The organism is Phytobacter diazotrophicus (assembly GCF_052061655.1).
GTDB lineage: Bacteria > Pseudomonadota > Gammaproteobacteria > Enterobacterales > Enterobacteriaceae > Phytobacter > Phytobacter diazotrophicus.
Window position 1 is genome coordinate 2,757,065 of the sequence record NZ_CM125428.1, and the last position, 25,926, is coordinate 2,782,990.

At 53.4% G+C, this 25,926-nt stretch carries 30 protein-coding genes and 1 pseudogene; 15 read left to right on the plus strand and 16 right to left on the minus strand.

The window, feature by feature from the left end:
- Positions 1–62: 62 nt before the first annotated feature.
- On the minus strand, positions 63–1,349 hold the full coding sequence (locus tag ACS0RQ_RS13515; protein WP_271851412.1) for an MFS transporter: 1,287 nt from the start codon (positions 1,347–1,349) through the stop codon (positions 63–65).
- 257 nt (positions 1,350–1,606) lie between these two features.
- On the opposite strand from ACS0RQ_RS13515, the gene vapB reads away from it, so the two are divergent.
- From vapB to ACS0RQ_RS13530, 3 genes are all read left to right on the plus strand, one after another.
- On the plus strand, positions 1,607–1,837 hold the full coding sequence (vapB, locus tag ACS0RQ_RS13520; protein WP_271851413.1) for a type II toxin-antitoxin system VapB family antitoxin: 231 nt from the start codon (positions 1,607–1,609) through the stop codon (positions 1,835–1,837).
- A complete protein-coding gene (locus ACS0RQ_RS13525; protein ID WP_071194208.1) occupies positions 1,834–2,250 on the plus strand; it encodes a PIN domain-containing protein in 417 nt (138 codons plus the stop codon). The genes vapB and ACS0RQ_RS13525 overlap by 4 nt, the downstream gene beginning before the upstream one ends.
- A gap of 182 nt (positions 2,251–2,432) precedes the next feature.
- A protein-coding gene (locus tag ACS0RQ_RS13530) for an IS3 family transposase (RefSeq protein WP_085949497.1) occupies positions 2,433–3,580 on the plus strand; the annotation gives its coding sequence in 2 pieces (ribosomal slippage) (positions 2,433–2,670 and positions 2,670–3,580; 1,149 coding nt in all).
- Positions 3,581–3,697: 117 nt separating this feature from the next.
- Here ACS0RQ_RS13530 and ACS0RQ_RS13535 read toward each other — a convergent pair.
- Together ACS0RQ_RS13535 and ACS0RQ_RS13540 are read right to left on the minus strand one after the other, a co-directional pair.
- Positions 3,698–4,218 (minus strand): annotated as a pseudogene (locus ACS0RQ_RS13535) (integrase); the annotation flags it as partial.
- A 280-nt stretch (positions 4,219–4,498) separates the two neighbouring features.
- On the minus strand, positions 4,499–4,906 hold the full coding sequence (locus tag ACS0RQ_RS13540) for a nuclear transport factor 2 family protein (RefSeq protein ID WP_271851529.1): 408 nt from the start codon (positions 4,904–4,906) through the stop codon (positions 4,499–4,501).
- A gap of 284 nt (positions 4,907–5,190) precedes the next feature.
- On the opposite strand from ACS0RQ_RS13540, the gene eitA reads away from it, so the two are divergent.
- Genes eitA through ACS0RQ_RS13560 form a run of 4 tightly spaced genes read left to right on the plus strand, consistent with a single transcriptional unit; the run spans position 5,191 to position 9,237 of the window.
- Positions 5,191–6,189 carry a siderophore ABC transporter substrate-binding protein EitA gene (gene eitA / locus ACS0RQ_RS13545; protein ID WP_271851531.1) on the plus strand — a complete coding sequence of 333 codons (999 nt, stop codon included), beginning with the start codon at positions 5,191–5,193 and terminating at the stop codon, positions 6,187–6,189.
- Entirely contained in the window at positions 6,189–7,226 is a 1,038-nt protein-coding gene (locus ACS0RQ_RS13550; protein WP_271851532.1) for a FecCD family ABC transporter permease, read from the plus strand. Before eitA ends, ACS0RQ_RS13550 begins: the two co-directional genes overlap by 1 nt.
- Entirely contained in the window at positions 7,226–7,987 is a 762-nt protein-coding gene (eitC, locus tag ACS0RQ_RS13555; protein WP_039079017.1) for a siderophore ABC transporter ATP-binding protein EitC, read from the plus strand. The genes ACS0RQ_RS13550 and eitC overlap by 1 nt, the downstream gene beginning before the upstream one ends.
- Positions 7,988–8,001: 14 nt before the next feature.
- On the plus strand, positions 8,002–9,237 hold the full coding sequence (locus ACS0RQ_RS13560; RefSeq protein ID WP_271851533.1) for an MDR family MFS transporter: 1,236 nt from the start codon (positions 8,002–8,004) through the stop codon (positions 9,235–9,237).
- Here the strand turns inward: ACS0RQ_RS13560 and ACS0RQ_RS13565 are convergent.
- Positions 9,234–10,256, minus strand: coding sequence for a GlxA family transcriptional regulator (locus ACS0RQ_RS13565; protein ID WP_334312456.1), 1,023 nt, complete (start codon positions 10,254–10,256; stop codon positions 9,234–9,236). The genes ACS0RQ_RS13560 and ACS0RQ_RS13565 overlap by 4 nt on opposite strands.
- A gap of 122 nt (positions 10,257–10,378) precedes the next feature.
- Here ACS0RQ_RS13565 and ACS0RQ_RS13570 point away from each other — a divergent pair, with 122 nt between their 5' ends.
- The 5 genes from ACS0RQ_RS13570 to gap all read left to right on the plus strand — a co-directional run bounded on the left by ACS0RQ_RS13570 (position 10,379) and on the right by gap (position 14,304).
- Positions 10,379–11,149: an alpha/beta hydrolase gene (locus ACS0RQ_RS13570; RefSeq protein ID WP_271851534.1), complete on the plus strand. Its 771-nt coding sequence runs from the start codon at positions 10,379–10,381 to the stop codon at positions 11,147–11,149.
- Positions 11,150–11,170: 21 nt separating this feature from the next.
- Positions 11,171–11,794 carry an FMN-dependent NADH-azoreductase gene (locus ACS0RQ_RS13575; RefSeq protein WP_271851535.1) on the plus strand — a complete coding sequence of 208 codons (624 nt, stop codon included), beginning with the start codon at positions 11,171–11,173 and terminating at the stop codon, positions 11,792–11,794.
- 12 nt (positions 11,795–11,806) lie between these two features.
- Complete coding sequence (locus ACS0RQ_RS13580; protein ID WP_271851536.1) at positions 11,807–12,115, plus strand: YciI family protein; 309 nt, start codon at positions 11,807–11,809, stop codon at positions 12,113–12,115.
- A 118-nt stretch (positions 12,116–12,233) separates the two neighbouring features.
- A complete protein-coding gene (locus ACS0RQ_RS13585; protein ID WP_271851537.1) occupies positions 12,234–13,214 on the plus strand; it encodes a GlxA family transcriptional regulator in 981 nt (326 codons plus the stop codon).
- Between the two features lie 79 nt (positions 13,215–13,293).
- Positions 13,294–14,304, plus strand: coding sequence for a type I glyceraldehyde-3-phosphate dehydrogenase (gene gap / locus ACS0RQ_RS13590; protein ID WP_079497427.1), 1,011 nt, complete (start codon positions 13,294–13,296; stop codon positions 14,302–14,304).
- Between the two features lie 55 nt (positions 14,305–14,359).
- Here the strand turns inward: gap and ACS0RQ_RS13595 are convergent, their stop codons facing one another.
- The 9 genes from ACS0RQ_RS13595 to gcvA all read right to left on the minus strand — a co-directional run bounded on the left by ACS0RQ_RS13595 (position 14,360) and on the right by gcvA (position 21,683).
- Positions 14,360–14,947 (minus strand): cupin domain-containing protein, encoded by a 588-nt coding sequence (locus ACS0RQ_RS13595; RefSeq protein WP_132439264.1) that lies wholly within the window; start codon positions 14,945–14,947, stop codon positions 14,360–14,362.
- Positions 14,948–15,005: 58 nt separating this feature from the next.
- A complete protein-coding gene (locus ACS0RQ_RS13600; protein WP_079497428.1) occupies positions 15,006–15,707 on the minus strand; it encodes a DUF1989 domain-containing protein in 702 nt (233 codons plus the stop codon).
- Complete coding sequence (locus ACS0RQ_RS13605; RefSeq protein WP_271851539.1) at positions 15,704–16,957, minus strand: M20 family metallo-hydrolase; 1,254 nt, start codon at positions 16,955–16,957, stop codon at positions 15,704–15,706. The genes ACS0RQ_RS13600 and ACS0RQ_RS13605 overlap by 4 nt, the downstream gene beginning before the upstream one ends.
- Entirely contained in the window at positions 16,954–17,739 is a 786-nt protein-coding gene (locus tag ACS0RQ_RS13610) for an amino acid ABC transporter ATP-binding protein (RefSeq protein ID WP_271851563.1), read from the minus strand. The genes ACS0RQ_RS13605 and ACS0RQ_RS13610 overlap by 4 nt, the downstream gene beginning before the upstream one ends.
- Positions 17,740–17,770: 31 nt before the next feature.
- A complete protein-coding gene (locus ACS0RQ_RS13615) occupies positions 17,771–18,412 on the minus strand; it encodes an amino acid ABC transporter permease (protein ID WP_271851541.1) in 642 nt (213 codons plus the stop codon).
- Complete coding sequence (locus ACS0RQ_RS13620) at positions 18,409–19,068, minus strand: amino acid ABC transporter permease (RefSeq protein WP_271851542.1); 660 nt, start codon at positions 19,066–19,068, stop codon at positions 18,409–18,411. Before ACS0RQ_RS13620 ends, ACS0RQ_RS13615 begins: the two co-directional genes overlap by 4 nt.
- Positions 19,069–19,078: 10 nt before the next feature.
- Positions 19,079–19,933, minus strand: a complete 855-nt coding sequence (locus ACS0RQ_RS13625; protein ID WP_039079030.1) for a transporter substrate-binding domain-containing protein — start codon at positions 19,931–19,933, stop codon at positions 19,079–19,081.
- A 257-nt stretch (positions 19,934–20,190) separates the two neighbouring features.
- Positions 20,191–20,721 (minus strand): GrpB family protein, encoded by a 531-nt coding sequence (locus tag ACS0RQ_RS13630; RefSeq protein ID WP_271851543.1) that lies wholly within the window; start codon positions 20,719–20,721, stop codon positions 20,191–20,193.
- A gap of 62 nt (positions 20,722–20,783) precedes the next feature.
- Positions 20,784–21,683 (minus strand): transcriptional regulator GcvA, encoded by a 900-nt coding sequence (gcvA, locus tag ACS0RQ_RS13635; protein ID WP_271851545.1) that lies wholly within the window; start codon positions 21,681–21,683, stop codon positions 20,784–20,786.
- Between the two features lie 118 nt (positions 21,684–21,801).
- On the opposite strand from gcvA, the gene ACS0RQ_RS13640 reads away from it, so the two are divergent.
- Complete coding sequence (locus ACS0RQ_RS13640) at positions 21,802–22,695, plus strand: DMT family transporter (RefSeq protein ID WP_039079033.1); 894 nt, start codon at positions 21,802–21,804, stop codon at positions 22,693–22,695.
- Between the two features lie 4 nt (positions 22,696–22,699).
- On the opposite strand, the gene ACS0RQ_RS13645 is transcribed toward ACS0RQ_RS13640, so the two are convergent.
- Entirely contained in the window at positions 22,700–23,407 is a 708-nt protein-coding gene (locus ACS0RQ_RS13645) for an alpha/beta fold hydrolase (protein WP_271851546.1), read from the minus strand.
- Positions 23,408–23,434: 27 nt separating this feature from the next.
- On the minus strand, positions 23,435–24,271 hold the full coding sequence (locus tag ACS0RQ_RS13650) for an AraC family transcriptional regulator (RefSeq protein ID WP_271851547.1): 837 nt from the start codon (positions 24,269–24,271) through the stop codon (positions 23,435–23,437).
- A 117-nt stretch (positions 24,272–24,388) separates the two neighbouring features.
- On the opposite strand from ACS0RQ_RS13650, the gene ACS0RQ_RS13655 reads away from it, so the two are divergent.
- Together ACS0RQ_RS13655 and ACS0RQ_RS13660 are read left to right on the plus strand one after the other, a co-directional pair.
- The gene (locus tag ACS0RQ_RS13655; protein WP_052249251.1) at positions 24,389–25,129 is read left to right on the plus strand and encodes an AzlC family ABC transporter permease; all 741 of its coding nucleotides are present in this window, start codon (positions 24,389–24,391) and stop codon (positions 25,127–25,129) included.
- Position 25,130: 1 nt separating this feature from the next.
- Positions 25,131–25,454, plus strand: a complete 324-nt coding sequence (locus tag ACS0RQ_RS13660) for an AzlD domain-containing protein (protein ID WP_039079035.1) — start codon at positions 25,131–25,133, stop codon at positions 25,452–25,454.
- Here the strand turns inward: ACS0RQ_RS13660 and ACS0RQ_RS13665 are convergent, their stop codons facing one another.
- On the minus strand, positions 25,455–25,895 hold the full coding sequence (locus ACS0RQ_RS13665; protein ID WP_271851549.1) for a GNAT family N-acetyltransferase: 441 nt from the start codon (positions 25,893–25,895) through the stop codon (positions 25,455–25,457).
- Positions 25,896–25,926 lie beyond the last annotated feature (31 nt).

The following is a 25,926-nucleotide window of genomic DNA, read 5'->3' on the forward strand; positions in this document are numbered from 1 at the left end:
CATTTACATCCAGACTCAGTCCGGTTGCGCCTGACGCGTAAACGGACTGAGGACTGTGTTTCTTATCCCTCTTTGGTGAAGGCCTTCGGGTAGGTTTTTTCGTAATAGCCTTTCATCTCACCCTCTTCAAGGGACAGCGCCCTCTTAAGATGCCATGAACAGAGAAGCAGTGGGGCTATCATTAACACGGCAAGCCCTGAAAAGAGCGTGAACACACTCACACCCAGCCAGTGAATAAACCCGCCTGCTATCAGGACGCCGAAAGGGTTGACCAGACTCGAGAGAAACGCCGACATGGCCGCCATCCGTGTCCGATAATGTCCGGGGGTGGCGGTTGATCTCAGGGTGCTGAGATTCACATTGATTAAGTTGAACGCCAGGCCACAGAAGAAGGCCAGCGCAATCGAGATGTTGATATCCGGGACCAGCACAATAGCCGGGACGCTCCCACCCAACAAAATAAACCCGATAACGACATTCCAGAAACGTCCAACGTTTCGGGTTATTGCCGCATTAAGGTAGAGACTGCCGGCCAGTAATCCGATGGCGAAGGAAAATTCAAATGCACCAAGGTACGAGGCGGGCAGGTGCAACTCCGTGCTCATCCAAAACGGAATGGTCACAGAAAAGAAGGGGAACATCGTAAAATTGATGAGCGCGGAAATTAAGGCGATGTGAAACTCTGATTTGACACGGTAGATAGCGACAAATCCGCCTTTCGTTTTGCTGAACCAGCTTTCACCTGCGTGTGGCGAATGCACGCACACAGGCCGTTTCGCAAGCAGAACGCAGGCCAGGCACGATAATCCTTGCAGTAACGCGGCGGCATAAAGCGCCAGGCCAATAGAAAACAACGCGATTAGCGAGGCGGCCAGCACCGGCCCGGTGAGCATAATCACGGAATTGATGGCCGAGCGGCTGGATATGGCGCGTGAAACATGACCGTCATCGACCAGATCGGGGATCAGCCCCATGATCGTGGGCTCTCTGACTGATGCCACCGCGCTCATCGCGATGAGGCCTGCGGTCAGTAAAACAAGGTGGAATTGTCCCACCGAACAGGAAAGAGAAAACAGCATCATGATGACGAAAACCGCGAGCTGACAGCCGTTAATAAACTTTATGCGGTGAAACCGATCGCCGAATGAGGCGAGAAAAGGCTTCAGGTAAATCTCGGCGGCAACGGAAAACGCGATCAGTGATGAGAAGGCGACCGCTGAATGGGTTTCCTTTAAGCACCACCATGCCAGAGCCAGACGGAATACATGCCCAGCCAACAGGCTGAAGGTCGTTGCGGTTTGTAAAAGGAAGAATGCGGGCCCGAGGCGCATGAAGGCGTTAAATTTCATCGTGCGTATCAAACATTATGAGGACGGATGAAGGAAACATTCCGTCAACATAACGTAAATTTGTTCCGGATGACAAAAAGAGAAGAGGATCCAGTAAATAAACGACTTAGCCGTCACAGTCTGGTACGGCAGACCCTGTTTTGGGGTGTAACTGGTCGATTTCAATTATGTTGAGCATGAAGTATACATATGTAAGGCATCTGCATATACTTTGCATATGTACACATGCCATAAAACCATATAATCAGGAGGACGTCATGCGAACCGTATCCATCTTCAAAAACGGCAACAACCGTGCCATCCGTCTGCCTCGCGATCTGGATTTCGAAGGAGTGAGCGAACTGGAGATCATCAGGGAAGGGGACTGCATCATCCTGCGCCCGGTGCGACCGACGTGGAGTTCTTTCGCGCAATTAGAAAAAGCCGACCCGGATTTTATGGCAGAACGTGAAGAAGTGGTCAGTGATGAGGGACGCTTTGATCTATGAAGAAAACCTTTATGCTCGACACTAATATTTGCTCATTCATTATGCGCGAGCATCCGGAAAGCGTTATTAAGCGTCTGGAGCAGGCAGTGTTGCGCAACAATCGAATCGTAGTATCGGCTATCACCTATGCGGAAATGCGCTTCGGCGCGATCGGTAAAAAGGCGTCGCCGCATCATGCGAAGCTGGTTGATGCGTTCTGTGCTCGCCTTGATGCCGTGCTAGCCTGGGACCGGGCGGCAGTGGATGCCACTACGCAAATAAAGCTTGCGCTGGCGTTGGCTGGTACGCCGATTGGTCCGAACGATACCGCGATTGCCGGGCATGCTATTGCCGCTGGCGTCGTGCTGGTAACAAATAATACGCGGGAGTTTGAGCGGGTGCCGGGTCTGATTCTGGAAGACTGGGCAAAGTAACTGTTGACCAGGGTGAGAGTGTAAATCGAATCAGCTTCGCCATACAGGCTGAGGTTTCGTACATGCAATGCAGGCGGTTAACGTAGTAGCAGTAGAACAGAGTGCGCTTTAGTTAAATCTGAATCGCCACGGGTTTAACAGACACCTCAGAGTCATTTAAGATGGCTTAAAGAGAGGTGCCCATGAGCGGTAAGCGTTATCCCGAAGAGTTTAAAACTGAAGCAGTCAAACAGGTTGTTGATCGCGGTTATTCTGTTGCCAGCGTTGCAACACGTCTCGATATCACCACCCACAGCCTTTATGCCTGGATAAAGAAGTACGGTCCGGATTCTTCCACTAATAAAGAACAGTCAGATGCTCAGGCCGAGATCCGCCGTCTCCAGAAAGAGCTGAAACGGGTTACCGACGAACGGGACATATTAAAAAAAGCCGCGGCGTACTTCGCAAAGCTGTCCGACTGAGGTACGCCTTTATCCGTGACAACTCCTGTTGCTGGCCTGTTCGCCTGCTCTGTCGGGTGCTGGATGTTCATCCCAGTGGTTTTTACGCCTGGCTTCAGCAGCCGCATTCACAACGCCATCAGGCAGACCTGAGACTGACAGGACAGATTAAACAGTTCTGGCTGGAGTCGGGATGCGTCTATGGTTATCGCAAAATCCATCTGGATCTGCGTGACAGCGGGCAACAGTGCGGAGTAAACAGAGTCTGGAGACTGATGAAACGTGTCGGAATAAAGGCTCAGGTCGGATACCGAAGCCCGCGGGCACGTAAAGGCGAGGCCAGTATCGTGTCACCCAACAGGCTCCAGCGACAGTTCAATCCGGATGCTCCTGATGAGCGTTGGGTAACGGACATAACCTACATCAGGACCCACGAAGGCTGGCTGTATCTTGCCGTTGTTGTTGATCTGTTCTCACGCAAAATTATCGGCTGGTCCATGCAATCCCGGATGACAAAGGACATTGTCCTGAACGCACTGCTGATGGCTGTATGGCGGCGTAATCCCGAAAAACAGGTGCTGGTTCATTCGGATCAGGGCAGTCAGTACACAAGCCATGAGTGGCAGTCGTTCCTGAAATCACACGGCCTGGAGGGTAGCATGAGCCGTCGCGGTAACTGCCATGATAATGCGGTTGCAGAAAGTTTTTTCCAGTTGTTGAAACGTGAACGGATAAAGAAAAAGATCTACGGAACGCGGGAAGAAGCCCGCAGTGATATTTTTGATTACATCGAAATGTTTTATAACAGTAAGCGTCGGCATGGTTCTAGCGAACAGATGTCACCGACAGAATATGAAAACCAGTATTATCAACGGCTCGGAAGTGTCTAGATTATCCGTGGCGATTCACCGGCTGAATTTGCAGCAAGCTGGAGAAATGGAAAATTAGAAGGTAAACAAACCGACATTACTAACTGATCGTTGTATCTAATACTGGGGGCAGGTCAGACGAGAATGGGTAAGAGTACGGAATTCTGCTTTATGTATCGATAATCGTCCCGTTAACTGCGTGGGAAGTCGTGTGAGCTCTTTAGGCGAGCCATCTATATATCTCGGCGAGATATACGTGTTAATCAAATATCTGATAAAACGAATAACCGAATGTACATGCCTGATATTTGTACGACGTTGAGGCGTGGTCTGCGTAGTAGACCTTATGGTTAACGCTGGTACATATAATGCGTATTTTCCAGATAATGAAAAAAGGCTGTAAGTTCATCAATGGCAATCAATGGATTGTGGTTCGAGGAATAGAAACTGAAGCAAAAAGTCACGCCATGTTTCTGGTGCCAGAATTCTTAGAAAAACTTGAGCGCCTGAAGTGAAGCGGATTGCGTGGCTGATGAACGCAAAGCAAGATGGTCTATAAGATATATTAACGGATATAAAAGTGGCTGGCGCGTGTGAGTATCCATCAGTGCCCATAAACGCTGCCGTTGGTTGATATTGAGTTGTGTGAGTATGAACACGCGGCATTTAACCTTGTAAATAGTATGCGTATGAACAAAGTAACCGACAAACATAACGTTCTGCAAGAAGAAGATAGAGGGATGGGTAAATGTATGATTAATCGTATTCTGTGGGCGGTTATGAACTAAATGAACGACGGTTTAAATTTAACATAATATACATTATGCGCACTAAGGTAAGGTGCCGTAGAATCCGGCTTTGTTTGGTCATCCTTATCCTTGTTCTGGTCATTTGTCGCCCTTGAATGCGTGTTCGTCGGCGCCATCGCGCTGACCTTTATCATTCTTCACTGCCGACTTTGCCACTGTTTTCATCTGTTGGCGTTCCCTGATGAAATCGCATCTGCCAGTCCGTTGTTTCGCTTGTGCGCTTCACCCACAACGATGTTCGCAATGTCTGTCGACCGATGCGGCCTTGCTCATCAACCGTAAAACTTCGGTACGTCAATAACACGCACGCGTCATCCACCACAGATAACGCAAAATCATCGGACTGGATTTTCTGATCATCGGTTTCCATGGCTAACGCACGGATGACATGTTCTCTGTCGTACCGCTGACCCGAACGGCCAATTTCAAAAAAATCGCGGTGCAGCAATTTCTCCAGCAACGTTTTCTGACTTCGCGTTTTCGCATGATGAAGTTTCTGCTCATTCTGTATGAGTAATGCCAGCACATCTTGTGTCATCCCGATGTTCCTGTTTGTTCGCTAACGTTTCGCCGATCCTGTTTCGCGCCAGGCCGACACTCACGACCACTATTTCTGCTCTCACGGTCTTATCGTTACGTTTCACTTCATTTGCGCTTTAATTCAAATTCTTAACGCATAAAAATGCCTTAATAACAAATGATTACCATTACCGTTGACACCCTTTCCCTGGCATTGTATAAAACCGCGCCTTGTTATTAATTCTCATTTACGATTTTACCCGTTTCCTGCCCTGGAAACCCGCTAATGAAGGATAGCGTTACATGAAAAAGGTCATCAGTGCTTTAGGATTGGTTTTCGCTTCGGTCAGTTCCGCGTTTGCTACTACCTACCCTGTCACCATCGAAAATTGCGGATACAAAGAAACATTCACCAAAGCCCCTGAGCGTGTCGTCGCGCTGGGCCAAAACACTGTTGAGATCCTTCTGTTACTTGGCCTCGAGGACAAAGTGGTTGCCAGCGCATTCTGGCCGACAAAAGTGTTGCCATCACTCGCAGAAAAAAACAGTAAAATCAAAAACCTGACTGTTGAAATCCCGACACTCGAATCTATTCTCGCCCAAAACCCGGACTTCGTTCCTGCCCAGATCCCTCTGTTACTGGGGCCGGAAAGCAAAGTCGCTAAACGTGAAGATCTCACCACCGTTGGCGTCAACAGCTATATGTCGCCGGGGATGTGCGCCACGAAAAAAGGCGTTGGCGATATGTACGGTAGCCGCCTGAAGCTGTGGGATATGAGCTTTCTTTACCAGGAAATTATGGATTTCGCGACCATTTTCAACGTAGAAGATCGCGGTAATGCGCTGATTGCGGATTTCAAAAAACGTGAAAATGATCTGCGTGCCGAGTTCAGCAAAAACAAAAAAGACCTCTCGTTTGTCTTCTGGTTCTCCAGCTCATCCCCGTCTGCTGACGCCTATGTTGGCGGCAAGAATAGCGCGTCAGGATTTATTGCGAATGTCCTGGGCGGCCACAACGCCATTACCTCTGAAACCGAATGGCCAACGGTTGGCTGGGAAAGCATTATCGCCGCTAACCCGGATGTCATCGTCGTCTCCAGTCTTGACCGCAACCGTTGGGCACTGGATAACGCCGAAGAAAAAATTAAATTCCTGAAAAGCGATCCGGCCGTCAGCCAGCTCGATGCTGTAAAAAAAGGTCACATCGTCGTGATGGACGGCCAGGCGATGAACCCGACAATTCGTACTATCTATGGTGCTGAACAGGTTGCCGAACAGCTCAGAAAAATGGGACTGAATTGATGAGTTCCGCAGTACAACAGGCCCGCCAGGGCCTGATACTCACCACATCAACGGTGCTGGCGCTGATTCTTCTTTTTGTAGTGATTGCCACAGGCGTCAGCGTCGGCGAACTGTCCATTCCGCTCAGCAGCGTCTTTTATGCGCTGACCAATAAAGCCGGATTCACCGACGTGCCACTCAGCCGCATTCATGAAAGTGTGATCTGGGATTTCCGTCTTAGCCGTGCGTTGGTCGCAGCCTGTTGTGGTGCGGGGCTGGCGATGTGTGGCGCTGTTTTGCAAAGTCTGCTGAAAAATGCCCTGGCGGAACCCTATGTACTCGGCGTATCGGCAGGCGCATCAACGGGTGCCGTCTCGGTTGTGGTGCTTGGTATCGGTACTGGCGCAGTTTCCCTGTCCGCAGGTGCGTTTGCCGGGGCCTTTGCCGCTTTTGCGTTTGTCGCCTTTCTCACCAACGGCGCACGTGGCGGTAATGAGCGTACGATTCTGGCGGGCGTAGCGGCATCCCAACTCTTCAACGCCATCACGGCGTATACCATCAGTACCTCCGCCAGCGCACAACAGGCGCGTGACGTGATGTTCTGGCTGCTGGGTAGCTTTAGCGGCGTTCGCTGGCCGGAGTTTCAACTGATACTGGTCGTTCTGCTGGCTGGTCTTGCGGTATGCCTTTTTTACTCTCGCGCACTGGATGCCTTTACCTTTGGCGACGATGCCGCAGCGTCACTTGGTATCAATGTTCCCGCGGTTCGCCTGATCCTCTTTACTGCCACAGCGCTGATGACCGCCACCATTGTCAGTATGGCGGGATCGATCGGCTTTGTCGGTCTGGTCGTGCCGCATATGATGCGCTTTTTCTTCGGCCCGCTTCACCGTACGTTACTGATTGCCAGTGCGCTGGCAGGCGCAATCCTGATGGTGCTGGCTGATATCGCCTCCAGAATGTTGATCGCACCGCAGAGCCTGCCGGTCGGCGTTGTCACCGCGCTGGTTGGCGTGCCTTTCTTTGCTGTCATTATCTATCGTTCAAGGAACAAGTGATGAGCATCACTGCTGAAAACATTACCTGGAAGATAGCTAAGAAAACCATCGTCAATAATGTCTCACTGGCTGTCTCCCAGGGACAAACGGTGGGATTACTTGGCCCCAACGGTTCCGGAAAATCCTCGTTGCTGCGTATACTTGCCGGGTTACGTCGCCCACATGCCGGCACGGTTTCGCTCGATGGTCACGACATCGCCCGGATGCCTAAAAAGCAGCTTGCACGTCGCATTGCCTTCGTTGAACAGCACGGGATGACCGAATCCAATATGCGGGTTCGCGACGTGGTAAAACTGGGGCGAATTCCGCACCATTCCGCTTTTTCTGGCTGGACATCCCACGATGATGAGACGGTAAATGCGGCGCTTGAACGGGTAGATATGCTCGGAAAAAGCGATCAGGGATGGCTGAGTTTATCGGGCGGTGAACGCCAGCGCGTGCACATCGCCAGGGCACTGGCACAGGTACCGAGCGAAATCTTGTTGGATGAACCAACCAATCACCTGGATATCCATCATCAGATGCAACTGATGAAACTCATCAGCGAGCTGCCGGTGACCAGTATTGTCGCTATTCACGATCTTAACCATGCCTCGATGTTCTGTGACGCATTGATTGTCATGCAACAAGGCCAGGTGATTGCCACGGGCACCCCGCAGGAGATTCTGACCGAAGAGTTACTCTGGGAGGTCTTTCGGGTGAAAACGCATATTGAAATATCGGCGTTTCATGGCAAGAAGCATATTCACTACCTTATCTGAATAAGACTATCTGAATGCATTTACTTCGCCCCGCCACACACCTCTGGCCGCCCGTTTTACTGGGCAGCCAGTTTGTATTCAATATCGGTTTTTACGCTGTCGTTCCCTTTCTGGCGATCTTTCTTCGTGATGACATGCTGCTTTCCGGTGGAATGATCGGCCTGATTCTCGGGTTAAGGACCTTCTCACAACAGGGCATGTTTATCGTTGGTGGTGCCCTGTCCGACCGCTTCGGCGCCCGCAGCATTATACTCTGCGGCTGTGTTATCCGGGTGGTGGGGTATCTGCTGCTGGCACTGGGTGACAGTATCACGCCGATTATTCTCGGCGCTTGTCTGACAGGCATTGGCGGCGCCCTTTTCTCTCCGTCCATAGAAGCCTTGCTGGCAAAGGCGGGTACGGACAGTGAAGCGAGCGGCAAGCGCAACCGCGCGGAATGGTTCGCGCTTTTTGCCGTCTGCGGCGAACTTGGCGCGGTGCTCGGCCCTGTTCTGGGTTCCATGCTGGCCGGTCTGGGATTTCGCCAGGTCGCTCTGGCGGGGGCTGCGGTATTCATCGTTGCGCTTGGCGTGCTGCATTTTTGCCTGCCGCGCAATCCGCCACGCCAGACGACGCTGCATATTACGCCGTGGTGGACCACCTTTCGCCAGCCGCGGTTTGTGGCGTTTATTATCGCCTACAGTTCATGGCTATTGAGCTACAACCAATTATACCTGGCATTGCCGGTGGAGATTGCCCGCGCCGGCGGCAGCGAGAAGGATTTAGGGCCGTTGTTTATGTTGGCTTCGGGGCTGATCATTCTGTTTCAGCTTCCCCTCGCCCGCTTTGCCCGGCGCGTTGGCGCGGTGCGGATATTGCCCTGCGGCTTTCTGCTATTGTCCGCGTCATTTCTGAGTGTCGCTCTGTTCGCCGCATCGACGCCCCCGGACTCCTGGCTTCGCCTGCTGCCCGCCGCCTGTTTTGTTACGCTGCTGACGATGGGACAGATGTTACTGGTGCCCTCAGCAAAAGATTTGATCCCGCAATTTGCCGCGCCGTCCATGTTGGGCGCACACTACGGTGCACTGGCAACCGCCGGCGGTATTGCGGTGCTGGCGGGTAATTTCCTGCTGGGCAGCCAGCTCGACCGGGCGTTAACGCCCTCAACCGATGCCATCTACCCCTGGTTGCAACTGGCGGTATTTCCGTTTTTAAGCGCTATCGCCCTGTTTTTTATTTGCCGGACCGGGCGGGGAAAAGAGAGCCGTTAACACGTCATTTCTAAGCGCACGTCTCTGGATCGGTTTTTCACCCACTCTTTGTACATCCCCGGAGACATGCCCATCACGGCATTAAATGCGCGTCGGAATGCCGTTTCATCGTTGTATCCACACTCTGTTGCGACTTGTGAAACCGTCTTGCCGCGATTTTCCAGCAGCATAGCCGCCGTCTCCATGCGCACACGAGTAATAAAGCTTTTGGGACTTTCCTGCGTGAGTTCTGTCATTTTGCGATTGAGCGTTCTGGTGGTCATATTAAGCGATGCGGCAAGCTGCTCGACCGTTATCGATGGATCCTCAAAACGCACCAGGTGTTCGGCTTTAATGAGTAACGGATGGCGCGAATTCAAAAATCCTGCCGGGGCATAGAGATGTTGTGAGAGTGGCTGGCTATCAGCAACGGCCATATCAGCAGTCAGTTTTGCCATCTCATCGCCCGCGTACAACCTGACAACATGTATCGCCAGATCCACCCACGAAAGCGGCCCGCCGGTGGTGATGATATTCCGGTCTTCCACCAGCGCTTTCCCCCAGACGGGTTTTGTCAGCGGATAGCGTTCCCGGAACGTGTGATATAACCACCATGTTGTCGCGCACATCCGTCCGTTTAACAGCCCGGCTTCTGCAAGAATAAAGCCCCCCGCGCAGGCACCGGCAACGGCACATCCTTGCTGATATTGTGCTTTTACCCACCGCGCTGCATTGGTGATTGCCGCTTTGGAAAGCGGATATTTTTCTTCATCAAGCCGCATACCGCTGGCAATAATCAGCGAATATTTATCGCTCTCAAAGGATCCTTCACTTTCAATCCGCCTGCCCTGCGCATCGATGACGGGATGACCATCCGCTGTAACGATCTGCGTGCTAAAACCCGGTTCATTACCGGTATCGCGATGATGCAGCGCCGGGTTTTGCTCTACCACCTGATTTGCCAGCCAGAACATATCAGACAACCCCGAGAGGGCCGATTTCATACTTCCCGGCACCGCGAGTAAGGCAATTTTCATCATCAAGTCCTGAAAAACACAATGTCCGATTTTGCATGATACCTGTCATTAATGACACTTAATATCGCTTTCAGCATAGCGTTACACTCTGGAAACGTTATTTATGCGCATCGGGATACCCTGCTATGTCCTTTTTCATCAATAAAATCATGCGACACGCGTCGTTTCTGCTCTGCCTCATTTTCGCAACAAGCGCTGGCGCACAGGAGTCAATCATCAAAAACATCGTTCTGGTTCATGGCGCGTTTACCGATGGATCGAGTTGGTCCGCTGTCACTGCGCTCCTGCAGGCCAAAGGGTATAACGTTACCGCCGTACAAAACCCGCTGACCTCTCTTAACGATGATGTGGCGGCAACGGAGCGCGTCCTGCAACGGCAACACGGCGACGTACTGCTTGTCGGCCACTCCTGGGGTGGCGCGGTGATTACGCAGGCCGGAAATGCTGAAAACGTGAAAGGGCTTGTCTATCTGTCGGCACTGGTGCCCGACAGCGGTGAATCCGTTACCGATACCCTTACGCGCCTGAATGCCCCCATGAGTGGGATGCAGCCAGATAACAATGGCTTGATTTGGCTGGATAACCCGGAGATGTTCCGCAACGTTATGGCAAATGATCTGCCTGAGCCTCAGGCGCGTTTACTTGCTGCAGCACAACAACCGATAGCAGCGAAAGCCTTCAATGAAAAAGTGAACCATGCCGCCTGGCACAATAAGCCGTCGTGGTATTTAATCACTGAAAATGACAACGCGCTTAACCCTGCCGTACAAAACTTATTGGCGCGAGAAGCTGGCGCTAATATCACCCACCTCCCGTCAAGTCATATGTCAATGGTATCGCATCCGAGGGACGTTGCGGCGCTTATTGATAAAGCAGCACACAACATTAAACAGTGACATTACACAGGTGTATTTATCATGCAAATTCTACATATCGATTCCAGTATTACATTGGAAAATTCTGTTTCCCGTCAGTTATCTTATGAAGTTGTAAAAGCGCTAACGGAAAACGGACAGTGTGAAAATATTATTTATCGTGATCTGGTTAAAGACGAAATACCTCACTTAACGGGTGATATTGCTGCCGGGTTCAGAGCAGTATCTGGCGCAGTCACCACACCTGAACTGGCCACTGAATATGCCCTTTCAGAAAAGATCGTCAACGAGTTTCTGACCAGCGATATGATTGTCATTGGTGCTCCGATGTACAATTTTACGGTCGCCAGTCAGTTGAAAGCGTGGTTAGACAGGCTCGCGCAACCAGGTAAGACGTTTCACTACACGGCAAATGGCCCTGTGGGGCTTGCGACCGGTAAGACAGTGGTTGTGGCTTCTGCGAGGGGCGGTTTCTATCACAACACACCCCTGTCAGAAATGGATTTTCAGGAACATTATTTGCGCCATTTCTTTGCTTTTCTGGGTATCACCCAGGTGGAATTTATTCGTGTCGAGGGGGCATCAAAAGGCGAAAATATCAAGCAGCAGGAAATATTGCGGGCGCTGAACGCCATTCCCCAACTTATTGGCACCATTACACATTAATAGGATCTCGCTATGTTATACGCCGTAACGCTGTATTATTTATGCTCTGAATCGGAGCTGGGTGCCCATATTGATGCGCATAAAAAGTGGCTGGTTGAGGGTATCAGTAAAGCAGGTGTCATCCTGGCCGGACCTCTCACAAGCGGTACCGGAGGTTATATTCTGTTTCACGGTGATAATGAAAAAGATATTTACGCGTATCTGGAAAAAGACCCGTTTGTCATACACAACAAGGTCAGCGTGAATGTACTTAATATCGAGCCCATGTTGTGTTCAAATGCATTTCCTCCGCAATGGGCAGCAAATGCAAAGCTAATATAATGGAACAATAAGGGGGGGTATTCCCCCTTTTATTGATGTCAGTCGCTGTCTGCGCCGTTACCCCCTTGCCCATCCTCACCCTGTTGACTTAAATTGTAATAAGCGTACATTTCAGGACATGAAGACATTCCTGATAATCGTTCCTGATGGTGGCATGTTGTTTGAAGCCGCCGGTATCGCCGACATTCTGATGCAGGCTAATCGTCTGCACGCACAAGACAGCCCGCAGCCGCGCTACCGCTTCTCTCTCGCCACGACCCAACCTCACCAGGTCATCCATGGTCAATCCGGGTTAAACCTGCTCGCCGATAGCCGTTTGCATGAAATCGACCCGCGTGAGCCCTGGGATACCATAATGATTACCGGACGCGGCGAGGATGAAGACGAAGGCACCGCGGTGGTCGACTGGCTACGCCTTGCTGCCCCCCATGCGCGGCGGGTGGTCTCTATTTGCGGTGGCGCGATGTTGCTGGCCGAAGCCGGATTACTCAGTGGACGAAGAGCAACCACCCACTGGCGACTGCTGGAAACCATGCAAACACGCTTTCCTGACATCATCCTCGAAGCCGGCCCCCTGTATGTACAGGATGGCCCTGTCTGGACCTCCGGCGGCGTCAGTTCGGGCTTTGACCTGACGCTCGCGCTGGTTGAAGACGACTACGGGTTTAGCCTCGCGCTGGAAGTGGCCCAGAATATGGTGATGTATCTGCGTCGTCCTGGCGGACAGCTCCAGTTCAGCCGTTACAATTTACAGCAGGCCAGTAGCGTAGGTCCCATCAGTGACCTGCAAAGCTGGATCCTTACCCATTTGAACGAAGACTTATCGGTGGACAAGCTGGCGGAACGTGCGGCGATGAGCCCGCGTAATTTTACCCGTGTGTTCACGCGCGAAACGGGTGCTCCACCGGCGCGTTACGTTGCCGAAGCACGCCTGGCCGCGGCGCGTAACCGGCTGGAACAAACCAACGAAACGCTGGACAAGATTGCCGCTGAGACCGGCTTTGGCAGCAGCATCAATTTACGGCGGATTTTCGAACGCCAGTTACACCTTACCCCTGGCGAGTATCGTCAGCGCTTCCACTGCCGCAAAATGGCGTAAAGTGATCCTTATTTGTCGTTTACGCCAAACCGCCGCCGACCTACAGTGATGACAGACATCGGATAAGAAGGAGTTCATCATGGTTAAGGTCGGCATTAACGGTTTTGGCAGGATTGGTCGTAACGTACTGCGTGCTGCGCTGGGCGATAAAGAAATTCAGATTGTGGCGATTAACGATCTGACGGACAGCAAAACGCTGGCGCATCTGTTGAAACACGATTCACTACTGGGCACCCTTCCCGTTCCCGTCGAAGCAGGCGAAGGCCAGTTAATTGTTGATGGTAAGGCCGTACGGGTATTTAGCGAACGCGACCCGGCAAATATTCCCTGGCGTGACGTTGGCGTCGATATTGTGATTGAAGCCACCGGCTTCTTTACCGATCGCGAAAAAGCGGCGGTACACATCAGCAGCGGCGGCGCGAAACGCGTGATTATCTCCGCTCCGGGTAAAAACGATGACCTGACCATTGTGCTGGGGGTTAATGACCAGCAATACGATCCCGCGCGCCATTTTGTTGTGAGCAACGGCAGTTGTACGACGAATGGTCTGGCCCCAGCCGCGCAGGTGTTGCATCAGAATTTTGGTATCGAACATGGCCTGATGAATACCACTCACGCCTACACCAACAGCCAGGCCTTGCACGACCAGCCAGAAAAAGACCTGCGTGGCGCGCGGGCGGCGGCACTCTCCATCGTGCCGTATTCCAGCGGCGCGGCGAAAGCGCTGGGGAAAGTTATCCCGGAACTGGACGGACGCCTCACCGGTTATTCCTTACGTGTGCCGGTGCCAGTGGTGTCGATTGTAGACCTGACCGTGACCTTAAAACGCGATGTGACGGTAGACGAAGTGAACGCGGCTTTCCGCAACGCTGCCGAAGCCGGTCCGCTGAAAGGCATTCTGGGGTACAGCGACGAACCGCTGGTCTCCAGCGATTACCAGGGCGATCCGCGCTCGTCCATTATCGATGGGCTGTCGACACTGGTGATTGGCGGTAATCTGGTGAAAATCCTCGCCTGGTATGACAACGAGTGGGGCTTCTCTAACCGCCTGGTTGACCTTGCGAAAAAGATGGCACAGCGCGGGTTGTAATAACATCCGCATAAACGAAACCACGCTGCGGCGTGGTTTTTTCGTCTTATTACGATCAGAACGTCACGGGCGTGTTCACCCATAGCACTCTGGCGACCACGGTACCAATATTGCGGTAACCATGCGGGATCTGGCTCGGGAAATAGAACGAATCCCCCTGCTCCAGGGTCCAGACATCGTCTCCCAGACGCAGTTCCAGTTCACCTTCCAGCACATAGCCCATCTCTTCGCCGTGGTGCTCAATCAGACCGTCACTGGCGACACCCGGCTCGATAATATGGATATTGCCCTGCAGCAAACCGCCCTTGTGATGCCAGGTCAGGTTCTCAAGCTCAATCCCCCCTTTTTTGCTGCGTTGCAAAAAACGTTTACGGTTACGCTGGGAAGGTTTCAGAACGGGTTGATCGGCGGTCCAGTCATCGGCCATCAGATCGGCAATACTGGTCTCCAGCGCCTTTGCCAGACGGTGCAGCATCGCCAGTGACGGCGAAGCTGCGTCATTTTCCAGTTTGGATAACAGACTTTCCGAGCATTCCACCTTTTGCGCAAGCTGCTTGAGGGTCATTTCCTGCACCAGGCGTGCGTGGCGCAGCCGCATTCCCAGCGGGGTTCCGGTAGATTTGATGTCAGCGTTTTTTTTCATCTGTCTGCTTCATTAAAGTCTGCCTGTGGCCTGCGTCGCGCAGGCCTGGCAAGAAAAATCATCCCACAACGACGAACTGAATTTCTTTCGGTGAGCAGCCGTTAATCGGCACGATGTCCTGTGGACAGGCGGACATCACGACCACGCAATCCAGCTCGGCACGAATCTCTACATAATCACCTGCTTTACTGACAGTGGGCAACCAGGAAATGGAATAATCAGGATTTACCGGCGTGTTCATCCATAAATTGAGCGGTTGTGGCACTTCGCGGGCGCGCAGACCAATCGCATTGAGCGCCATACGCATATTATCGGCGCAGCTATCGTGGTACTCCGTAATGCCCATGTTGGTGTAACGGTAGAGATCGCAGGCGGCAATCAGCGTGTCATGCACACCCGGTGAGGTATCGGTCAGCAGCGTCGCGATGGCGCGACGTTGGTTGGTCACCAGCACATCACCCGGCTGTGGGATGATTTTGTCAATAAAAGCACGGGTGTGCTCCATAGAGGCAAATTCACTGAGATCGCTGCTATTAAAAAACCATGTATCGCACACCTGGCTGCCAGGGGTGTTGATGATCTTAATCACCTGCCCTTTTTTCAGTAAAACGGCGCGTCCGCAGCGGGGTGGAATGGTATAAAGCTCGTTGAATACCGGCGCGCCATCGGCTGAAATCGGCGAGGTTGCCGTCGGGTTGATCCCCAACGCGTCGCCATTGTCTTTCTCGCAGCAGGTTGGGTAATGTGCAGTTGCAGTCATGATTTAACTCCTTCAAATGATTGGGATAGCTCAGTCAGCGCGCAGGCCAGCGTGCGGGCGCCTGCCGCCAGTGAGCGAGGATCGGTATATTCAGCCGGGTTATGGCTAATGCCTTGATGGCTGGGGACAAAAAGCATACTGGTCGGACAGTGTTCGGCCAGATACATAGCGTCGTGAAACGCACCAGACAGCAGCTCCATATGAGCGATATCCAGCGCATTTCCGGCCGCTTGCAGAGTGTGATTGATACCGGCGTCAAAGGTGACCGGCGCTTTGTTCAATAAAGGCTCGACGGTGACGTGTTCGCTCGAAAGCGAGTTCATCAGCGCATCGAGCTGTGCCAGTTTTTCTGTCGATGGATGACGAAAATCGAGGGTAAAACGCACGCATGATGGGATGGTGTTGATGGCATTCGGCGTGACCTGCCAGCGGCCAAACGTCAGACGCAACGCGTCATCTGTGGCATCGCCCATTGCCTGCTCAATGTGAACAAGCTGCTCGCGGGCCAGAGTCATCGCATCCTGGCGCAGTGTCATCGGCGTGGTCCCGGCATGGGCCGCTACCCCATGGCAGGTAACCTGATACCAGCGCACGCCCTGAATGCCTTTAACAACAGCCAGCGGCAAATTCCGGTTTTCCAGCACCGGGCCTTGCTCGATATGTAACTCCACGAAGCAGGCCATTTCGCGGTCAGGACGCAACGGGATCGACGCAAAGCGCGTCTGATGCTGTGCCAGCGCGTCGCGAAACGACACGCCATCCACCCCCATCACGCCAAGATGTTCGGACAATCTCGCCGGGTCGACGAAGGCGCTGGAGCCCATAGCTCCCGGCGCGAAGCGGCTGCCCTCTTCGTTGGTCCAGATAACCACTTCGATCGGACGCCCGGTGATAACCTGCGCGTCATTGAGCGCTTTCAGACACACCAGCCCGGCTATCACACCGTAACAACCGTCGTAGTTGCCACCGGATGGCTGCGTATCGATATGGCTGCCGGTGACGACGGGCGAAACGGCTAATCGCCCCGGACGGCGGAAGAATAAATTGGCGGCGGCGTCGCGATAGACTTCGCAACCGAGTTCGCAGGCGAGATCAATAATCCAGGCCCGTGCATCCAGCTCCACCTCGCTCAGCGCCTGGCGATCCACGCCGCCATTCGCTAACTTGCCAAATTCCGCCAGTTGCGTCAGCAACTGATTCAGCCACGCCTCGTCAACCTGGCGGGCGACCCGCAAGCTCGTTTCCATCATGGTAATTTCTCCAGCTCTTCGGGTTGTAGTGGCCTGCGAAATAGCGGTGCGAGGAAGCTTTTAAGACGCTCGCTTTTCGGCTGTGTGAACATCTGGCGCGGCGTGCCGCTTTCAATAATGTGACCATCGGCCATGAACACCAGCCGTGACGAGATATGGGCGGCAAACGCCATCTCATGGGTGACCATCACCATGGTCATACCCTGTCCGGCAAGGCTTCGGATAACGTCCAGCACCTCTTCTACACGTTCCGGGTCGAGCGCCGAAGTGGGCTCATCAAGCAGCAAGAGTTCCGGGTTCAGGGCCAGTGCGCGGGCAATGCCTACCCGCTGTTGCTGACCACCGGACAACCTCACCGGCCAGTCATCGGCTTTTTGCGCCATCCCGACACGTCCCAGCGCGGCCATTGCCGCCGCTTTTGCCGCCTGGCGCGACATCTTTTTGCCCAGCACCAGCGGTGCGGCGACATTCTCCAGCACCGTCATATGCGGCCAGAGATTAAACTGCTGGAACACCATCGACAGTGGCCTGCGCACGTCGGCAATCAGGCTGGCGCTGTCAACATGGGCGGGTCCACGCTGTGTCCCGGAATAACCGAGCAACTGCCCTTTAATCAGCACGTCGCCTTTGTCATAGGCTTCGAGAAAATTCATGCAACGCAGCGCGGTCGTTTTCCCGGAACCGGACGGGCCAATCAGGGTGACTATCTCACCGTGATCGACGCGTAAATTGATGTCATTCAGCACTACATGGTTTGCGAATGACTTGCCTACATGGCGCATTTCGAGCACCGGCGCAGAGGTATTGCTCACGTTATTCTCCGGTTCGTAGTACATGACTCAGTGTTCTTACGCTCAGGCTGACACCCTGGGCCAGCAGCCAGTAGCTGATGATCAGCAGGGTGTAAGGCAGGATATAGCTGTAGGTATTGGCCACAATCTGACTCGTCGTCATGGTCAATTCCGGGACGGTAATGATTGACGCGATGGCGCTCTCTTTAATGGTCAGAATGAACTGATTACCTAACAGCGGTAGCGCAAAACGAACGGCCTGCGGCATCTGGATATGCCAGAAACAGCGACGCGTAGAGATATTGTTGGCGAGTGCCGCCTCGCGCTGCCCCGGCGGGATGCTGTTCCACGCGGTGCGAAAAATTTCACTGAAATAGGCGGCGCTATACAGCGTCAGCGACAGCAGCGTGGCCTCAGCCGCGCTCAGCATGATGCCGACAGACGGCAGACCAAAGTAAATGACGGCAAGCTGCGCCAGAAACGGCGTGCCACGGATAGCCCAGACGTAAACGCGCCACAGGCGAAACATCAGGCCGCGTCGGCCACAGAGCCCGTTGATGGCAAACCCCAACAACATGCCGCCGAACGCGGCACACAGGCTTAGCCACAGCGTTACTCCCAGAGCCTGAACGTAGGCAGGCAGGTATTGTGCGAGTTCAGTCATCGTTGTTCCCTCTGCCAGTGGCGTTCCGCCTGGCGGCCCAACAGCGCCAGCAGGCTGGTCAACAGTAAGTAGACCAGGGCGACGGCCAGATAGACCTGCAACGGCTGGTAGGTGGAAGACGCCAGTTGCTGCCCCACACGCATCAGGTCGGTCAGCGCAATCACCGACACCACCGCCGAGGCCTTGATCACATCAATCAGTTCGGAAATCAGCGACGGCTGCGTTGTCCGGATAACCTGCGGCACCTGAATACGCCATAAAATCTGTCGGGGACTCAGCCCGCAAATGGCGGCGGCTTCCAGTTGGCCGGGGTGAATACTGGCGAAACCACTTTTGAGAATTTGCGATTGCCAGGCGGCTGTGTTCAGCGTTAAGGCCAGCGCGGCGGCTACAAAGCCGGGAATGTTGAGACCCAACTGTGACGGCAAATAAAAGCAGAGCAGCAACTGCACCAGCACCGGGGTTCCCCGGAACAGACTGACCCATCCATGGGCCGTCATACGGTAAATCCGCAACGGGCTTGTAGACATCTGCCATACCCCAATACCCACCAGAAAACCGGCAACCATCGCCGTCAGGCACAGCGCCGCTGTTGTGAGCGCCCCTTGCGCCAGCATGGGAAGCCAGTGGATAAAGCGCGTTATGAAATCCGTCATCGTTGACTGCTCACAGTGCCGGTTCAGGCATTTCTGTCGCTGGAACGGTCATCGTGAAGCCGAACCATTTCTGTTGCAGTTCCTTCATGGTGCCATCGCGGTTGGCTTCGATAATCCCGTCGCTGATAAGCTTGACCAGGGAGGCGCTGTCGGCATCTTTACGCCCTACCCAACCAAAGAAGGTTTGTGGCCCGATCATCTCCGGGAGCGTGGCAAACACGCCGGGACGGGTTTTGATTAACGGCCCCAGGTTTGAGAGCGACTGGGCAACGCCATCAAGTCGGCGAGACGCCAGGTCAGCATAGGCTTCATCAAACGCCACATACTGTTTGATCTCTTTAATGCCCGGTTTGCCGCTCGCGCGCAGCGCCTGGTCGAAGGATTGCAGCACCTGCAACTGACCGGAACCGGCCTGTGAACCCACGACTTTGCCGCTCAGGTCATCCGGGGTTTTGATGGCGTCGTCTCCCGCCCTTTTGAGCAGTGCAACGGTGGATTCCGCTACCGGTGCGGTAAAACCGAAGTGTTCAATACGCTGTTTATTGACGGTAACGGCAGTGACCACGAAATCGAATTTCTTCGCATCCAGCCCTGGCAGGATGCCCTGGAAAGGCAGGTCCAGTTGTTTCACCTTCACCCCTGGCAATGATTTCGCAAGAATATGGTTCATCAGGTCAACGTCGTAGCCGACAATCTTTCCGTTATCGACATATTCAAAGGGGGCGTATCGCGCTTCCGTGGCAACGGAGATCTCTTTGGCCTCTTTAATTCTTTCAAGCAGATCGGCGCTAAACGCCTGGGCGCAAAAAAGGCTGGCTGATACCAGTGTCAGACAGGCAGGTAAAGTCAAACGGGTCAGTGTCATGGTGTGCTCTCTGAAAGTAATTTGAACATCAGTAAAGTTACTTGAACGATATTAGAGAGGCATGAAACATGCCAACTGAGTCAGTGGCAAAGATAAATTTCATAGGTTTTTGAAAAATAAGCGATATCTTACAGAGGTGTTACGCAGGCGCGATCCCTGTCAGCTGTCAGGGAGCGGCGTGTGCACATTTGGTATGCACGGACATGGTGCTATTGCTGCTTAAAAAGAGTGCAATGCGCGTTATCGAAAACGTGAAATCAGCCCGGCTGACGGTGTGATTTTTCCCGTAACGCCAGCGCTTCATGGCGCTTTATGAAGTCATTTTTGAGCTGGCTGTAGCGCTCAGACAGGTTTCCACTGTGTTCTGCCGCCTCGCGTTTTACCCTTTCGTATTCCTGAGCGATATCGCTGTGCTGGCGCAAATAATCACGAAATGCCAGATGTCGTACCGTGTGCTGGCTGCCCAGCTCAAAGGCATGAAGATGATGGGTTCGTTGATTCTCGCCTTTTACAAAATAGCGCCTGCCTGGGATGCCATACTCACCTCGCGGCGTATAACCCGCCTGGCGCAGGGTGTCGTTATATTTATCCAGCAGATGTAGCGAGGTCACTTCCAGCAGGATATCGATGATGGGTTTGGCCGCAAGGCCGGGAACGGCCGTACTGCCAATATGGTGGATAGCGACAGGTATGTCCGATAACACGCGTTGTAATAATAACGCTTCTTTCTGATAGCGCTCGGGCCAGGAGGCATCACTTTGCTCGATAGAAATACGGCGCCCGGTCATCTTGTTCCCCTTAAGAGATACGACGTTTACTGCCTGATGGTGAAGACCGGGTTGCTGGTCTTTCAGGCAGAATATTCATTGCTCTCCGCGCTGGCGGTAGAGACAATCCAGTCGCGGAATTTGCGACTCATTTTTTGGAGCAGCGCCGATTCGTCATAGACCAGATAATAGGCCAGTAGCGAATCAATGGCGACGCGCAACGGATTGATCAACAGCCCTTTTTTCAATTCATCACGAATAAGGGTGCTTCGAATAAGCGCAATGCCTTTCCCGGCAATCGCCGCTTCCAGTACGCCATTGGAATCAACAAATACCGGCCCTTTTTCCTCAATGGCATGTGCGATTCCGGCCGCCTTAAACCAGACGGCCCAGTCCATGCGATGCTCATCATGCAGCAATGTAAATTGGGTCAGGTCCAGCAGCGAGGTAAGTGTTTGTCCATCGGGAATGAGCCGCGGACTGCATACCGGAAGAAGACGATCGTTAATCAGGCACTCCGCCTCCAGGCCCGGATAGTGCCCGGAGCCGTGTCTGATAGCAAAATCAATCCCTTCGGTTAACAGATCCACCTGACGATTCGTGGTACTGATTTGCACCTCAACGCCTGGATTCTGTTTCTCGAACGCTGGCAGGCGCGGCAGCAGCCACTGAATAGCAAAACCACTGGTACAACTGACGGTAATGCTGTTTTGCTTTTCGTCATCCATCAGACGCTGCGTCGCTTCGGATATCTGATCAAAGGCCGGACGGATAGCGCGTAAATAAATGCGCCCTTCTGTTGTCAATTCCAGCGCCCGCGCGCCACGAATGAACAAGCGTGAATGCAGCATCTCTTCGAGTTTGGACACTTGTTGGCTCACGGCGCTGGGGGTAACACATAATTCCTCAGCGGCCCGCTTAACACTCATGTGTCTTGCCGCAGATTCAAAGCACATAAGCGCATGTAAAGGTGGCAATTTCATCGTCGCGTCAATTCCATGATTTAGGAAAACTTAATTATAGAAGAAATCCTTGCTTGTCATGGCCCTGGCTAACGTTTTAGTTTTTCTGCCACCTTCCGATGAAACAAACAGGTATCACATGCGCCCTTCTGATTACGCAAGACTCTTCCTGCTGGCCGCCATTTGGGGAGCCAGTTTCCTGTTTATGCGCATTGCCGCACCCGAATTCGGCGCCGTCACGACCGCGTTTCTTCGCGTACTGTTGGGTGTTATCGGTCTTGCCGCCATTCTGGTCATGATGAAATCTCCCTTTCGTTTTGAGCAAAAATTTGGCGTGGCGCTACTGCTCGGAGTGATGAATTCTGGCCTGCCTTTTCTGATGTATTGCCTGGCGGCAACGCGCTTACCGGCGGGCTATTCTGCGATCCTCAACGCCACCACCCCCTTGATGGGGGCGTTGATCGGCTGCTTCTTTTTTGGCGAGACGCTGACGCTACGTAAATGGGGAGGTGTGGTTTCAGGAATTGTCGGCATCATGATCATCACGACAACAGGTAAAACAGACGTAACCGCCAGCGTCGTCACAGGCGTTATCGCCTGCCTTGTCGCCACAGCCTGTTACGGGCTGGCCGGTTTTCTGACGCGCCGCTGGATAAGCCAGCGCGGCGGGCTGGATCCGAAAATGGTCGCCTTCGGCAGCCAGCTCGGCGCCACGCTGTTTCTCTTGCCCTTCTTTGCCTGGTCAGTCGGTCGCGGCCCTGCCATTGGCTGGCTACAGGGCAATGTCTGGGCAAGCGTTATCGCACTTGGACTCATTTGCACCGCGGTGGCCTACATTCTCTATTTCCGGCTGATTGCCGATATTGGCCCGCTGCGCTCATTAACTGTCACTTTTTTAATCCCCCCTTTTGCCGTGTTGTGGGGCTACCTCGTACTGGGGGAAACCCTGAGTGAAGGTTTTGGCATCGGGGCACTGATCGTCTGTCTTGCGGTCTGGATGATTGTCAGCCCTGGCAAAAGCGCCACGCAGTAACGTTTCAGGCTTTATCGACAGGCGCTAAGCAGGTACGGAAAAACGCATGTGCTTTTTCCTTCAATGCCGCCGATTGGGTAATATTTTTCCATACGCTGTTATGCCCGGCATTCGGGACAATAAAGAGCGTTTTCCATAGCGCCTCCATTGCCGCATTATGCAATTTCGCAGGGATTTCTTGTGGTATGACTTCATCGCGCTCTGCGGCGACAATCAGTACTTTCCCTCTGAAACCGGCAAGCAGCGGCCAGGCATCCGAGTCCTGCCAGCTTTTTTGCTGGCGGATTATCTGTGAAAAGGCCGGGCCGAAGTTTACCGTTGCGGCCACGGGGGTATAGACACCGGGCACGAGAAGAATAAGCGAACGAAAATCCACCAGCGCACTGAGTTGTATGGCGTTGTACGCCCCCATACTGGAACCAAGACAGCCGGTGAGCGGCACATTGAGCTGTGCGATGACCGCCAGCGCCTGCCGGGTGCGGCTGTCCAGCGAGGACTCACTCATCGAACCTGTCGATGCGCCATGTCCGAGGCAGTCAAAGGCGGTGGTCCCGTAGCCCATTTCATCGAGTAGCTGGCGATAATGGGCGAAGACCCCCCGGTCCTTCGAACCGCCGTGGATCATTAATACGTGACCATTGCTGCCATAAGAGGAGTCGGCACGCAGGGTGTGCCCGGCAAAGGGAACGTCAAAATACTCTCTGTTTATCATCTGTTTGTGCCTGGATAGATGAGCACGTCAGGCCGAGGCCGCAGCGAATAAGCCCGGCGTGGTGCCAAAGTGTGCGCGGAAGTGTTTTATCAGATGGCTTTGATCGAAGAAACCGACATCGCTGGCGACCTGCGACGCGCTTATGCCACGGGAAAGCAGCCCTTTTGCTCTGACCAGGCGAGTCTGCGTCAGATACTGGTGCACTGACAGACCGGTCATGGCCTGGAAAGTACGCATAAAATAGAACTCGCTTAAGCCCGCGACGGTCGCAATCTCTTTCACAGTCAGCGCCTGCGCGTAACAGCTATGCAGAAATTCAATGGCTTTGCGGATGTCGGCGCGCATTACATCCTGACGTGCACCTTTGACTGTCCGTTCACCATAATTGCCGATGAGAATATTGAGTATCTGGTACATCACACACGTTTTTTCCAGCGGATCATCACTGGCATTGAGCACCTGGGCGGCATGCAGCATTCGCCGGGCAATCCGCGGATCGTGTCGCATGCCCACGGTACCAAAATTGACGTCTCCTCGCCCTTTCAGCACGGTTTCTGCGACGTCATTGATCAGGCTTTGCGACGGATAGAACGCGCAATAATCCCAGCCTTCATCGCGCTGCACCGCCTCGCCGGTGTGCACTTCGCCTGGCATAATCACCATTACCGTTCCCGCCGCCGCGACCCCTTTTTGTCGGCATATTCGGGTGCGCTGGGCACCACGGGCAAACGCCGCAATCACAAACTCGTCATGGAAATGCGGCGGATAACTGTGCTCATAACATGAGGCCCGCAGGATCTCCATTCCCCCGTGCAGTTCATTATCACGCCACAACTTGATGTCATCTCGTCTGTTTTGCGTCACGTTTTCGTTCTCCAGCCCGCTCTACCGCCATTTTTTATAAATGCGCAGGATTTTACTATCGCGATTTTTCAGGATCCTTAAGATTGCACATTCGGACAAGAAAGAAAGGGAAAAGTGATGTTGATGAAGAGTGACGCCATGCGCAAGGATGACCCTACAGCCCTGTTTCGTGGCGGTGTTGCCGCTTGCCTGCCAACCATCCCCGGCTACTGGAGTATCGGTTTCGCCGCCGGTGCTATCGGCACGTTGTCCGGGTTTACCGTCTGGCAAACGGCGTTTCTGGCGACCGCGCTCTATACCGGCTCGGCCCAGTTTTTGTTTTACTCGCTCTGGGCTGCGGGGGCAGAAATGGCTTCGGTGGTGCTGAGCGTGTTCCTGGTGAATCTACGCTACCTGCTGATGAGTTCGGCAATGAGCGTGTTCTTCCGCGAGCAGACAACGCTGCAGAAAATCGTGAGTGGCTTACTGTTGACCGATGAAACCTTCGGCGTGGCGGTTCAGCGCGGCGGCCATCAGGGAACGGTGCCCTTTGCCTGGATGTTTGGGCTTAACCTGGCCGCGTGGCTGAACTGGATCCTCGCCTGTGTGGTGGGTGGATGCCTGGCCTCTGCGCTGCCACCTGCATTAATGGAAGGATTAAGTTTCAGTCTGGTATCGATGTTTATCGGTCTGGTGCTGATGATTTGGTTTGCCAGTCGGCAGAAAAAACTCGAAACGTTCAGCGTGGCAATAGCGGTACTCGTTACGCTCTTTGCCGCCGGTCATATGGAGTTAAGTGTCATTGTGATTGTCGCCGCTTCTCTGTCGGCAACACTGGCTACGGTATTGTTACGCGTGACGCAGAAAGGAGCGAAATAAGATGGAGCGAAATATTTTACTGACGATTGCGATCGCGGCCCTGGTGACGGCGCTGATGCGCACGGTGCCGATTTTACTGCTTTCCCGCTTTCGTCTGGCTCCGGTCGTTCAGCAGTGGCTGGGGTTTATTCCCGCCGCCATTATGGCTGCCATTATTGCGGCGGAACTTATCGAGAAACCGGCCCTGACCAGCAACGGAATAAGCATATCGTTACTGGCGGCGGCGATCGCCGCCATTACCGGGATTATCACGCGTGGGCTTTTTGCCACCGTTATTGCCGGGATGGTAGCCTACTCAGGCCTGCGCTATTTTTTCGGCCTGTAGTCACAGACTGATGCTGTAACGGACGACATCGCCCAGTTCCGCAACCTGATCATACAGTTTTCGGGCTGGGTTGTTCGTCCGGGTCACCCAGTAGAGTTTTGCCCAGCCGCTTTTTTCACCCTCCTGACGAATTGCCTCAATCAGCGCTCGCCCCGCACCGCGACCGCGCCGTTGTGCATCCACATAAAGGTCTTCCAGATAGCAGATGGGCTTTGTGACCCAGGTACCTTCATGCATGACGCACAGGGCAAAACCCACCAGTTGACCATCCATAACGGCGACACGGCATAACAGTGTGGATTGGGGGGAATGAATACGCGCCCAGGTGGCGCGCGTAATGGCATCACTTAGCGTGCTGCCCGCAAAATCAAGATAGCCCTGCCACAGCACTGACCACGCAGTATAATCGTCAGGTCTGGCCTCGCGTATTTCCACGTCCATTTTTTATCCTTTTGAAAAATCACGCGAGGAG